Source organism: Luteimonas cucumeris (assembly GCF_007830035.1).
GTDB lineage: Bacteria > Pseudomonadota > Gammaproteobacteria > Xanthomonadales > Xanthomonadaceae > Luteimonas_C > Luteimonas_C cucumeris.
Genome location: NZ_VLKN01000002.1, coordinates 86812 through 97447, shown reverse-complemented (window position 1 = coordinate 97447; position 10636 = coordinate 86812). Strand labels below are relative to the sequence as shown.

Genomic DNA, 10636 nt, shown 5'->3' with positions numbered 1-10636 from the left:
CATGGACTGGCTCGCCTGGTTGCCGCATGACCCGACGCTGCGGCTGGCGAGCCTCATTGCCTGCCTGCTGGTGGCAGTGACGCTTGCAATGCTTGTCCAGGTACTGGCGACCTCGACGCTGGCGGCACGCCGAAAGCGCCAGCGCGATACCTTCAACAACCAATGGCGGCCGCGTCTGGCGCAGATGAGCCTGGAGGGGGCTGTCGCCGGATTCGACCCCCCTCGCGGCAAGCACCGGAGGTGGTGGTTGTTGCTCTGGAACCGGATGCAGCGCCAGCTCCGCGGCACTGCCTCGTTGCGGCTCAACGAACTCATCCCCGCGCTCGCGCTCGATGGCTATGCGTTGAGCCTGCTGCGCGGTCGGAGCGTACGCGGAAAGCTGGTCGCGCTGGAAACGTTCCGTCATCTCGGCGACGAAACGTACTGGAACGAGATCGTTCCGCTGTGCCGGGGCGGCAATCCGTTCGTCACGTTTGCCGCGGCGCAGGCGTTGATCGCCATGGATCCGGAGCGCGCCATCCGGCAGGTACTGCCGCAGGCGCTGGAACGCGAGAACTGGGGGGCGCAGCGATTGTCGGCATTGTGCCGCCAAGCCGGCCGTGTCGCGGTCACGCCGGCATTGCTCGAGGCTTTGGAGCAGGCCGGGCCCACGCGGCTGGCGCGACTGACGCCGTTGCTGGCTCAGGCCGAACCTGCGCGCATCGCTCCCTGGGCGCGCGCGCGCGCGGTAAACGACGGCGATGCGCGCAATCGCGCGGCGGCGTTGCAGGCCTTGGGCGAGCTCGGCGATCCGGTCGACAAGAAACTGATCCTTCAGGCGCTGCATGATGCGGATCCGTCGGTGCGGCTGGTGGCTGTGGAAGCGCTTCACAAACGCGCCGACATCGCGGATCTGGATGTACTGCTGGCGTTGCTCGCCGACCATAGCTGGTGGGTCCGGCGCCAGGCCGCCGATACCATCGCCACGCTGCCACGGTTGGACGCCGACGCGCTGCGTGCGTTACTGCCGGGCGTGCAGGACAAGTACGGGCACGAGGCGCTGGCGCGGGCGCTGGCAGAGCGTTTCGCGACGGGACAGCGCGCATGATCGAGAAGGTCCTGTTCGCCGTGCAGATGTTCTTCATTGGCTATTTCGTGCTTCTGAACGGTGGCTACCTGCTGCTCAACGTGCTGTCGATGCTCAGCCTGCGCAGCTACATGCGACAGCGCGCCGAGTACGGCACCGATACGCCGTACCTGGGCATGGAGCCGCCGATCTCGTTGCTGGTGCCCGGCTACAACGAGGAAGCGACCATCCGCACCTCGGTGCGTTCGATGCTGCAACTGCAGTACCCGGAATTCGAGGTCGTGGTGATCAACGACGGCTCCAAGGACCGGACTCTGGAGGTTCTGATCGAGGAGTTCGAGCTGGTACCGCACCCGGAAGTCGTGCGACAGGCCGTGCCGCACAAGCCGGTCCGCGGCGTATACCGCTCGCTGCGTTACGGCAATCTGCGCGTGATCGACAAGGAGAACGGCGGCAAGGCCGACGCGCTCAACGTCGGCATCAACGTCGCGCGCCACGGCCTGTTCTGTGCGGTGGATGCCGATTCCATCCTGCAGCGCGACAGCCTGCTGCGCGTGGTGCAGCCGTTCATCGAGGACGAGCGCACCGTCGCCTCCGGCGGCACCGTGCGCATCGCCAACGGCTCGGAAGTACGCGGTGGCTTCCTGGTGAAGTCCGGCCTACCGGGTAATCTGCTGGCGCGTATGCAGATCATCGAGTACCTGCGCGCGTTCCTGTTCGGGCGCCTGGGCTGGTCGCCACTGAACGGCGTATTGATCATCTCCGGCGCATTCGGCCTGTTCGACCGCAACCGTGTGGAGACCGTAGGGGGGTATCGCACCGATACCGTCGGCGAGGACATGGAACTGGTGGTGAGGCTGCACCGCTGGCATCGGCGCAACCGCGTGCCGTATCACATCCGCTACCTGCCCGATCCGATCTGCTGGACCGAGGCTCCCGAAGATCTGGGAACATTGGGTCGGCAACGCTCGCGCTGGCAGCGTGGGCTCGCGGAAAGCCTGACATTCCATCCACCGTGGCGTTTCGGCTGGCGTGCCGGCGCTGCCGGCTATCTGGCCTGGCCGTTCATGGCGCTGTTCGAATGGTTCGGCCCGCTGATCGAACTGACCGGATATGTATTCATGCTGGCCGGCTTCGCGCTGGGCTGGATATCGCCGGTGTCGCTGGTCGTATTCCTGGCCGTCGCTATCGGCATGGGTGTCCTGCTGTCGGTCAACGGACTGCTGCTGGAGACGCTGTCCTTCCGAGTCTACAACCGGACCCGCGACATTCTCGCGTTGTTCGCGATGGCGGTGCTGGAGAACTTCGGGTACCGGCAGCTCAACACTCTGTGGCGATGCCGTGGCATGTGGCAATGGTTGTCGCGACGCAAGCACCAGTGGGGGACGATGAAGCGTAGCGGGCAGTGGGGGCAGTTGTAATATCGGATCACGAGCAGGAAACAGGAGTGCATTGGCCGGTGCGGCACGGAGGTGCGACTGCCGTCGGGCATGGACGGTCCGCCGCTGCGATTGCGCCGCGTCCAACGGGATGCGTCCGGATCACCATCGCGCAGCTGTGCGGTGGCGATATTTAGGTGCAATGACATCCTCGCGGGTGCCGGTTTCTCGCCTGGTGATGGTTTTTGTGCCGCGCTCGACAGTGATGGCACCGGCCGCCTGGACGACGGACAGACGCCGGTGACCATGGTCAGTCAGCTTCGGATCTCGATGCCGGCGCCCTTGAGATTGTTGCCGCGCGCGCCGTGCATGTGGATCAGGTCGTGGCCGTCGGCGGCATATTGCATGGGCGCGCGTCCGTCTTCCTGGCCTTGCTCACTCTGTCTTCAATTAGCGAAGCAGACATCCTTGTCGGCGCATCCATCTTGCGGGAGGAGCTTCGGCCCGACATCGGTCCCGCAATCTATCGAGGCGATACGCGGCGCACGCGGATCGCATTTTTCGGCCGACCGATCCGTCTGCCGGACAAAATACCCGGCTTCGATCGTCAGGTTTCGCCAGTTCGGCGTCCGCCACGCCACTTGCTGGCATAGGGCAGCACGAACAGATACAGACCGGTCAGCAGCAGCAGCGCGAGCGGGAGCAGCGGCACATACGAGACCCAGACGACAGGATTCTCCTGCGCCAAGACGATTAAAGTGATGATGACGGTCACTGTAAAGACGACGGCCACCCAGCGGTGAAACTGCCGGATCCACTTGTTCCAGTTCATTCAATCCTCCTGTGAAGACCCGCAATCGCAATGGCCTGCGACCACCGGATGAGGGCGTTCAGCGGTCGTGGACGTGACTGGCGATCGCCAGACCGATCAGCGTACTTCGTTGATGCGGACGTGGTTGCCGGCCGGATCGCGGAACGCGCAGTCGCGGACCCCGTACGGTTGCTCTGTCGGCTCCTGGATGACTTCGGCGTCGCTGGCCTGCAGTTGCTCGAAGACGCCGTCGAGGTCGGCGGTGGCCAGGATGATCATGCCGTAGGTGCCCTTGGCCATCATCTCGGAAATGGTGCGGCGCTCGTCGTCGGTGAGGCCCGGACTGGCGGCTGGCGGATGCAGGACGATGGACGTGTCGGGCTGGCCAACGGGGCCGACCGTGATCCAGCGCATACCGTTGTAGGCGACGTCCTTGCGGACCTCGAAGCCGAGGATGTCGCGATAGAAGGCCAGCGCTGCGTCCGCGTCATTGTGCGGCAGAAAGCTCGAGTGAATGGTGATGTTCATGACAGTCGTCCGTGGTGTGGGTGAGTCGTCATGCTAGAACGGGTCAGGTAGCCGGCGCTTCTCGATTCCTGATTGGTCGGCTTACCTGCTTGGCCACGCACGGCGGCATTCCCTCGGTCGCCAGCGCCGCCTCGCGCCGGTACACGCTCGGCGGCACGCCGACCAGTTCCGTGAAGCGGGTGCTGAAGGTGCCCAGCGACGAGCAGCCGACCTCGAAGCAGACTTCGGTGACGCCGAGGTCGCCACAACGCAACAGCGCCATCGCACGCTCGATGCGCCGTGTCATCAGATAACTGTAGGGCGACTCGCCGTAGGCGAGTTTGAACTGCCGGCTCAGGTGCCCAGCCGACATGCCCGCGTCGCGGGCCAGCGCCTCCACGTCCAGCGGCTGCGCGTATTCGCGGTCGATCCGGTCGCGGACGCGGCGCAGTCGTGCGAGGTCGCGCAAGTGCTGTGCTGCATCGGTCATGCGGGCCATCCGCGGCATCGTGCCACGTCGCTCCAGAGCGCTCAATGCGTCGACGCATGCGGGAGCCGACGCGCCCGGCGATGCGATCGCCTCGCGCCTTGCCGGAGGCGGCCGTGGGACGAAAAAAAGGACAGTCTGGCGTATGCTCGGACCACATCGGCCAGGCGGACCCCGCGCATGGATTTCCTCAAGATACTGAAGTCGTTCGAGGAGTTCATCTACGAAGCGATGACCTGGCTCGTGTTCTATCCCCGCACGCTGTGGCGCGTGGTGCGGCATCCCATTCGCATGGCCCAGTACGCGGACGAGGAGCTTGCCGATCCGCTGCGCGAGCAGTTCAAGGATGGGCTGAGTCCGCCGTTCTTCCTCCTGCTGTCAGTGATCATTTCGCATGTCGTCGAACTGACACTTCACGCGCAGATGCCGGAAAGGTCGGGTGAACTGGCAAAGATAGTGCTGGGTTCGGAACAGAACCTGTTGATCTACCGGACCATTTCCTTCGGCGTATGGGCGCTGCTGGGAGCGATGTACCTGCTGGTGCGCACACATGGCCGCATCGACCGCGACACGCTGCGGCGCCCGTTCTACGCGCAGTGCTACCTTGTTGCGCCGTTTGCGATCTCCCTGTCCATCGGCGTCACGATCGCGCGTGTTTTCGGCACGCGTTTCCACGAGGCAGGCATCACGTGGGCACTGGTCGCCTGCGCCTGGTTTGTCGCCGCGCAGGCCGGCTGGCTGCGGAACCTGCTCCAGGTGCCTTGGTGGCGCGCCATCGGCGCCACCCTGCTGATCCTGCTGGTGGGGCTGGTGATCAACACGCTGGTCGCTCTGGCCCTGCTCGGACCGTTGTGACCGGCAGGGCTACTTCGTCGGGCCGGGCATCGGCAGGCATTCCATGATCTCGACCGCTTCACCGGGGAAGATCGCAAAGTGCGGATGGTTTTCGAACATCTTCGCCGCCGCTTCGTGCGAGTCGGCTTCGACGATCGTGTAGGCCGCCATCGCGTTGCGGATATCCGAGATGCCGTCAGGGCCGACGCGCTTGGTTTTTCCCAACGGACTGCCGTTGTCCACGATCGCCGCCTCGTGCTTGCCCACCCAGGCGCCCCAGGCCTGCATGCCCGCCTGGTCGCGTTCCTTCCTTTTCGCCTCGTCGGGAATATCCCGCTGCGCCTTCTCGCTGGCGGCGACGGAACCGGTGTAGATGGCGAGAAACTTCTTCATGAAAACCCTTGGTGGCTATGGCCGCTGGGTTTGTGTCATGCACGGAGTTAAAGCGGAGTGAGCGGGCGCCGTGCCTGCCGCAGGCCCGGACGCCGATCGTCGGGAATTATCCGCGCAGGCCCGGCGAAGCCGGGGCGATGTCGAAATGCAGCACGTCCTCGCGAGTACCGAGCTTCGTGTATAGCGCGATGGCCGGGTCGTCGCCGTGGTCGGCCTGCACGAAGATCACGTAGGCGCCGCGCCTGGATGCGATCGTCTTGAGTTCCATGATCAGCGCGGTGGCGATGCCTTCGCGCCGGTGGGCCTCGGCGACGGCCAGGTCGTAAATGTAGATCTCGCTGCGTTCCTGTTCGAACTTGGGCAGCACGTAAGCCGCGAGTCCACCCACGACCGCATCGTCTTTCAGCGCGGCAATCGCGATGAAGGTGTCGCTGCCCAGCAGGCGTGCCAGGTAGGCGGTGCCGGGCGGTGCATCGCCGAAGGTGTGCACTTCGTCGAAGGCCCTGCCGAACATGGCCAGCATGGCTCTCATTGGCGCGATGTCGCCAGGACCCAAGGTGCGGACGGAGAACGGAGCGGGGGTCATGTGGAACTCCGGTGAATGAAGGGCTACTCCACAGGCGGACCGCCAGCGGCCAGGACGACCAGGGCCCAGAGTCCGAGCACCGCGAGGAAGTTGGTGGTAAACACGATTCCCCTGAGCCGGACGTTGCGACCAAGGATCTGCACAGCACTGTGCAACACACGTCCGGCGACGAAGACCCATGCCAGCGCGAGAGCGGCGAGACTTGCCTGGAATTGCAGCAGGAGCAGGCAGGCAACGTGGAAGAACAGCGGCCATTCGAATTGATTGGACAGGTTGGCGCTGATCCGTGCTTCGACGCCGACCCACGGATTACTTCCATCGCTACGACGGCCGATACCCCAGACGGCAGGCGCACGCGCGGCCGTAAGCAGGACGTAGAGAAATGCCGCGAGTGCGACGTGCGCGGCCATGGGCGTCGTCAGGCTGCCGGACATGACTTTCTCTCGGTTACGGCTTGCTAAAGATTCGCGGGAAGACTGCTCTTTCGGAAGTACACCCCCGGCCGGGACGGAAAACCCAGCCATCGTTGAGAAAGCAATGGCGCAACTGGGGATTATCAGGAACCAGCGGAGTTGCATGGATGACTAATGCTTGAACTGGCCGCCGCGAAGTGGCGTCGGCTTGGGTGAGTTCTTATGTGCCCAGCTCGCCAGATATGTACTCGGCTATTTCTTTGGTGCTTCTGGCAAACTCAACCTCTAAATCAATGCCACACTTATTTGCAAGAACGATAATCGACCATAAGCAGTCCGACAATTCATGCCCAAGTTTCGCCTTGCAGTCATCGATATTCCGGATGCCGGCATTGGCCTGGATCAGTTTTGCCAGATCGCCTACATCTCCTACGAAACCAAGCGCAAGTTCTTCCGTGGTCCAGATGCGCCCATGTCTCTTGACCTCAAGCTGTTCGTAGAGGTCGTTTAGCTGTAATGCCGACTTTTCAAGATCACCGAATTTCATGTTGTGCCGTCCAGCGGCTCAATTATGCCGCCCCGCGGAGCTGATTCGGCTTGAATGGATAGGCGCTGCAGCCACCTACAGCCCAAGTGCTCCGAGCGTTGAACTTTGTCCGCGCCAGAGAAAAACCAGCGCGAAGGCCAGGAATGCCACGGCCGCCCAGATAAGTGCGCCATTTTGTCGCTTGGCTCCAGCGACAAAAGAGTCGGCGTTGGCGGCGTATGCCATGCTTTGAGCGACGTGTGCGGCATTCTGCTCCATGGCTTTCTTGTTCATTTCCGCGATATGGTTCATGAGCTTGTTTTGCTCGGACAGCAAGTCGCGAATTTCCTCTAGTAAAGCGGTGTTGTCAGTCACAAGACTCCCCCTGAGCCCTAATGATTTATTGACCCCAGAAGAGGGGTATATGCAAGCGGGATATTCAGGCGATGCTCCGATGCTAGTCAAGGATCGCCGTGCAGGACGATCAATACTCCGTCCGATTGCCTGAATTCCCCTTCCAGAATTTCGGCTAGAGCAGGACCGTTTCCAGCCGGAAGGAAAACACCACGCAAGAAAAAAGCCGGCTCATTTGCCGGCTTTCTTCTCCTTCTTCGCTGCGCGTTTTTCCTTCAGCGATTTCTCGGGTTTCTTCTTGTCTTCTTTCTTCTTGTCGAGGCCCTTGGCCATGGCGCGCTCCGGTGGTGGTCGGTGGCGGTTAGCGTACTGCGCGGCGCCTCGCGCCGCTAGACTATGCGGATGTCCCTGATCACCCTGAATGCCGTCGACTACAGCGTCGGCGGCCCACTGCTGCTGGAACGCGTCGACCTGGCCATCGAGCCGGGCGAGCGCATCGCCCTGATCGGCCGCAACGGCGCCGGCAAATCCACCCTGATGCGGCTGCTGGCCGGCGAGCTGGTGCCCGACGACGGGCGCATCACCCTGGAGGGCGGGCGTCGGGTCGCGCGTCTGGAGCAGGAGGTGCCGTTGGGTGCCGGCGGCAGCGTGTTCGACGTGGTCGCGGCCGGGCTGGGCGAGCTGGGCGAGCTGCTGGCGCGGTACCACCACCTGATCCACGAGGAGCCCATCGATACCGATGCGCTGGCACGGGTGCAGGGCCGGATCGAGGCCGCCCACGGCTGGTCACTGGACCAGAAGGTGGAGGAGACGCTGGCGCGGCTGGCGCTGGATTGCGATGCCGATTTCGCGGCCCTGTCCGGCGGCATGAAGCGGCGCGTGCTGCTGGCGCGGGCGCTGGTGTCGGCGCCGGACCTGCTGCTGCTCGACGAGCCGACCAACCACCTCGACATCGAGGCGATCGACTGGCTGGAAGTGTTCCTGAAAGGCTGGCAGGGCGCGCTGGTGTTCGTCACTCACGACCGTCGCTTCCTGCGCGCGCTGGCGACGCGGATCGTCGAGATCGATCGCGGCCGCGTTACCAGCTGGCCCGGCGACTGGGCGAACTACGAGCGCCGCCGCGAGGAGCGGCTGAATGCCGAGGTGCAGGAGAACGCGCGCTTCGACAAGCTGCTGGCGCAGGAGGAGACCTGGATCCGGCAGGGCATCAAGGCGCGCCGTACCCGCGACGAAGGCCGCGTGCGACGGCTGGAAGCGATGCGCAACGAGCGCGCCGCGCGGCGCGAGGCCAGTGGCAACGTGCGTCTGCAGACCGCGCAGGCCAGCGCGTCGGGACGCAAGGTGATCGAGGCACAGGACGTCTCGTTCGGCTTCGCGGGCAGAACGCTCGTGCACGATTTCTCGACCACGATCCTGCGTGGCGACCGCATCGGCCTGATCGGTCCCAACGGCAGCGGCAAGACCACGCTGCTGAAACTGCTGCTGGGCCAGCTGCAGCCCGACGCCGGCGAGGTCAAAATCGGCACGCAGCTGCAGGTCGCGTATTTCGACCAGTACCGCGCCGCGCTGCGCGAGGACTGGAACGCGCTGGACAACGTTGCCGAAGGTCGCGAGTTCATCGACATCGGCGGCGGCAGCAAGCACGTGCTGGGCTACCTGCAGGATTTCCTGTTTACGCCGGATCGCGCGCGCGCGCCGATCACGCGCCTGTCCGGCGGCGAGCGCAACCGCCTTTTGCTGGCCAAGCTGTTCGCGCAGCCGTCCAACCTGCTGGTGATGGACGAGCCGACCAACGACCTGGACGTGGAGACGCTCGAACTACTGGAGGAGTTGCTGGCCGATTATCCGGGCACGCTGCTGCTGGTCAGCCACGACCGCGACTTCCTCGACAACGTGGTGACTTCGACGATCGTCATGGAAGGCGCGGGCCGGGTCGGCGAATACATCGGCGGCTACAGCGACTGGTTGCGGCAGCGGCCGGTGGCGACCGTCGCCGCGCCGGCCGGTACGAGGCAGACGATGGCCGCCGCAGCACCGGCGCCCGCGGCACCGGCCAAGCGCAAGCTGAGCTACAAGGAGGCACGCGAACTGGAGGCACTGCCGGGGCGGATCGAAGCGCTGGAAACGCGCATCGCCGAACTGACTGCGCAGATGAACGACCCCGGCTTCTACCAGCGCGACAGCGCGGCGATCGTCGCGCACAACGACATGATGGCCGCGGTGCAGGCGGAACTCGACGCCGTGTATGCGCGCTGGTCGCAACTGGAAGGCTGATCGATCTGGCTGAGCTGGCTTTGTGGAAAGAAAGCTCGCTTCGCTCTACAAGGTCGCCTGGAAGCTGTCTTCGGGCAGCGCCATGAACGCCCAGAACGCGACTTTGCGGCTGGCCCATTCGCGCGAAGCCTCGCCGAGGATGTCGAGCAGGGTGTCGAAGCTGGCCGCGTCGGCGTCGCGCAGGTCGCCAGCGCCTTCGAACAGCAACGCATAGCCGGCGGCAGGCAACCAGCCCAGGTCGCGCAGGCCGTCGGACAACGCGTCCCAGTTGCGGCCGAAACTGCCGGGGAACTCCAGCATCGTGGCGATGCGCAGCAGCAGCGTGGCCTTGTTGCGGCAGGTGCTGAGGTCGATGCGCCAGGCGCGCAGGCCGGCATCTCGGGCCAGCACGTCGAGCGTGGTCAGGTCGTCCGCGGCGACGAGGAACACGCCGGCGCGCGCGGGATCGGACAGGCCGAGGTCGAAGCCGGATTCGCTCATCGCCGCGTTCCCTGCGCGCCCGGCTCGAAGGCGCGGAAACTGTCGTAGTGGTCGTCGCTGTAGTACCAGATCTCGGGTGGATCGCCGCCTGTGACGATGCGGCGTGCGCCGCGATGATCCAGGCCCGGCGTGTCGACGGTGTACTCGCGGTAATAACCGCGCGGCTTGCGCGGCAGGCGGCCTTCGCGGTTGCCGAACACACTGCCGTCCTGGCGATGCGCATAGGGGCCGCCCTGCAGGATCAAGCGCACGGTGTCGTGCGCTTCGCGCGGCAGGAAGCCGGGCAATGCCGGCAGTGTGTCCACCCCTGATGCCGACGCCCGGCGCGCGTCGTCTTCGATCGCCGATTGTGAAGTCGGCGTGATGGAAGCGGGAGTGGGCGTGTCGGGCGATGTCGTTGGGCGCGGCCACAGCAATGCCACGGCAACCAGCAGCAGGGCGACGACGAGCAGGAGCGGTTTGCGCATCGGTCGAGTTTATCGGCCTCCATGGCCCGACGGTGAAGTGCATGCGGTGGGCAATCAGG

The 10636-nt window shown here is 64.5% G+C and carries 14 protein-coding genes; 4 read left to right on the top strand and 10 right to left on the bottom strand.

Features of this window, described 5'->3' with window-relative positions; genetic code table 11:
- Position 1: 1 nt before the first annotated feature.
- Both IP90_RS03570 and IP90_RS03565 read left to right on the top strand, forming a co-directional pair.
- The gene (locus IP90_RS03570; RefSeq protein WP_144898264.1) at positions 2–1087 is read left to right on the top strand and encodes a HEAT repeat domain-containing protein; all 1086 of its coding nucleotides are present in this window, start codon (positions 2–4) and stop codon (positions 1085–1087) included.
- Positions 1084–2487 carry a glycosyltransferase family 2 protein gene (locus tag IP90_RS03565; protein WP_144898263.1) on the top strand — a complete coding sequence of 468 codons (1404 nt, stop codon included), beginning with the start codon at positions 1084–1086 and terminating at the stop codon, positions 2485–2487. Before IP90_RS03570 ends, IP90_RS03565 begins: the two co-directional genes overlap by 4 nt.
- Positions 2488–3052: 565 nt before the next feature.
- Here the strand turns inward: IP90_RS03565 and IP90_RS03560 are convergent.
- The 3 genes from IP90_RS03560 to IP90_RS03550 all read right to left on the bottom strand — a co-directional run bounded on the left by IP90_RS03560 (position 3053) and on the right by IP90_RS03550 (position 4253).
- Complete coding sequence (locus IP90_RS03560) at positions 3053–3277, bottom strand: hypothetical protein (protein WP_144898262.1); 225 nt, start codon at positions 3275–3277, stop codon at positions 3053–3055.
- Positions 3278–3373: 96 nt separating this feature from the next.
- Positions 3374–3784: a VOC family protein gene (locus tag IP90_RS03555; RefSeq protein WP_144898261.1), complete on the bottom strand. Its 411-nt coding sequence runs from the start codon at positions 3782–3784 to the stop codon at positions 3374–3376.
- A 43-nt stretch (positions 3785–3827) separates the two neighbouring features.
- Entirely contained in the window at positions 3828–4253 is a 426-nt protein-coding gene (locus IP90_RS03550) for a helix-turn-helix transcriptional regulator (RefSeq protein WP_242007471.1), read from the bottom strand.
- A gap of 177 nt (positions 4254–4430) precedes the next feature.
- Here IP90_RS03550 and IP90_RS03545 point away from each other — a divergent pair, with 177 nt between their 5' ends.
- On the top strand, positions 4431–5105 hold the full coding sequence (locus IP90_RS03545) for a hypothetical protein (RefSeq protein WP_144898259.1): 675 nt from the start codon (positions 4431–4433) through the stop codon (positions 5103–5105).
- A gap of 9 nt (positions 5106–5114) precedes the next feature.
- Here IP90_RS03545 and IP90_RS03540 read toward each other — a convergent pair whose 3' ends face one another.
- From IP90_RS03540 to IP90_RS03520, 5 genes are all read right to left on the bottom strand, one after another.
- On the bottom strand, positions 5115–5477 hold the full coding sequence (locus IP90_RS03540) for a hypothetical protein (RefSeq protein ID WP_144898258.1): 363 nt from the start codon (positions 5475–5477) through the stop codon (positions 5115–5117).
- A 106-nt stretch (positions 5478–5583) separates the two neighbouring features.
- Complete coding sequence (locus IP90_RS03535; protein WP_144898257.1) at positions 5584–6063, bottom strand: AAC(3)-I family aminoglycoside N-acetyltransferase; 480 nt, start codon at positions 6061–6063, stop codon at positions 5584–5586.
- A 23-nt stretch (positions 6064–6086) separates the two neighbouring features.
- Positions 6087–6497 (bottom strand): MAPEG family protein, encoded by a 411-nt coding sequence (locus tag IP90_RS03530; RefSeq protein WP_144898256.1) that lies wholly within the window; start codon positions 6495–6497, stop codon positions 6087–6089.
- A gap of 199 nt (positions 6498–6696) precedes the next feature.
- The gene (locus IP90_RS03525) at positions 6697–7023 is read right to left on the bottom strand and encodes a nucleoside triphosphate pyrophosphohydrolase family protein (protein ID WP_144898255.1); all 327 of its coding nucleotides are present in this window, start codon (positions 7021–7023) and stop codon (positions 6697–6699) included.
- 75 nt (positions 7024–7098) lie between these two features.
- Positions 7099–7377 (bottom strand): hypothetical protein, encoded by a 279-nt coding sequence (locus IP90_RS03520; RefSeq protein WP_144898254.1) that lies wholly within the window; start codon positions 7375–7377, stop codon positions 7099–7101.
- A gap of 381 nt (positions 7378–7758) precedes the next feature.
- On the opposite strand from IP90_RS03520, the gene IP90_RS03515 reads away from it, so the two are divergent.
- Entirely contained in the window at positions 7759–9630 is a 1872-nt protein-coding gene (locus tag IP90_RS03515; protein ID WP_144898253.1) for an ATP-binding cassette domain-containing protein, read from the top strand.
- A gap of 45 nt (positions 9631–9675) precedes the next feature.
- On the opposite strand, the gene IP90_RS03510 is transcribed toward IP90_RS03515, so the two are convergent.
- Positions 9676–10110 (bottom strand): barstar family protein, encoded by a 435-nt coding sequence (locus tag IP90_RS03510; RefSeq protein WP_144898252.1) that lies wholly within the window; start codon positions 10108–10110, stop codon positions 9676–9678.
- The gene (locus tag IP90_RS03505; protein ID WP_144898251.1) at positions 10107–10577 is read right to left on the bottom strand and encodes a guanyl-specific ribonuclease; all 471 of its coding nucleotides are present in this window, start codon (positions 10575–10577) and stop codon (positions 10107–10109) included. The genes IP90_RS03510 and IP90_RS03505 overlap by 4 nt, the downstream gene beginning before the upstream one ends.
- Between the last annotated feature and the right edge of the window lie 59 nt (positions 10578–10636).

Bases quoted from the DNA above. Each gene is read 5' to 3' on its own strand.
- IP90_RS03570 (WP_144898264.1), top strand. From the start codon at position 2: ATGGACTGGCTCGCCTGGTTGCCGCATGACCCGACGCTGCGGCTGGCG.
- IP90_RS03565 (WP_144898263.1), top strand. From the start codon at position 1,084: ATGATCGAGAAGGTCCTGTTCGCCGTGCAGATGTTCTTCATTGGCTAT.
- IP90_RS03560 (WP_144898262.1), bottom strand. From the start codon at position 3,277: ATGAACTGGAACAAGTGGATCCGGCAGTTTCACCGCTGGGTGGCCGTC.
- IP90_RS03555 (WP_144898261.1), bottom strand. From the start codon at position 3,784: ATGAACATCACCATTCACTCGAGCTTTCTGCCGCACAATGACGCGGAC.
- IP90_RS03550 (WP_242007471.1), bottom strand. From the start codon at position 4,253: ATGACCGATGCAGCACAGCACTTGCGCGACCTCGCACGACTGCGCCGC.
- IP90_RS03545 (WP_144898259.1), top strand. From the start codon at position 4,431: ATGGATTTCCTCAAGATACTGAAGTCGTTCGAGGAGTTCATCTACGAA.
- IP90_RS03540 (WP_144898258.1), bottom strand. From the start codon at position 5,477: ATGAAGAAGTTTCTCGCCATCTACACCGGTTCCGTCGCCGCCAGCGAG.
- IP90_RS03535 (WP_144898257.1), bottom strand. From the start codon at position 6,063: ATGACCCCCGCTCCGTTCTCCGTCCGCACCTTGGGTCCTGGCGACATC.
- IP90_RS03530 (WP_144898256.1), bottom strand. From the start codon at position 6,497: ATGTCCGGCAGCCTGACGACGCCCATGGCCGCGCACGTCGCACTCGCG.
- IP90_RS03525 (WP_144898255.1), bottom strand. From the start codon at position 7,023: ATGAAATTCGGTGATCTTGAAAAGTCGGCATTACAGCTAAACGACCTC.
- IP90_RS03515 (WP_144898253.1), top strand. From the start codon at position 7,759: ATGTCCCTGATCACCCTGAATGCCGTCGACTACAGCGTCGGCGGCCCA.
- IP90_RS03510 (WP_144898252.1), bottom strand. From the start codon at position 10,110: ATGAGCGAATCCGGCTTCGACCTCGGCCTGTCCGATCCCGCGCGCGCC.
- IP90_RS03505 (WP_144898251.1), bottom strand. From the start codon at position 10,577: ATGCGCAAACCGCTCCTGCTCGTCGTCGCCCTGCTGCTGGTTGCCGTG.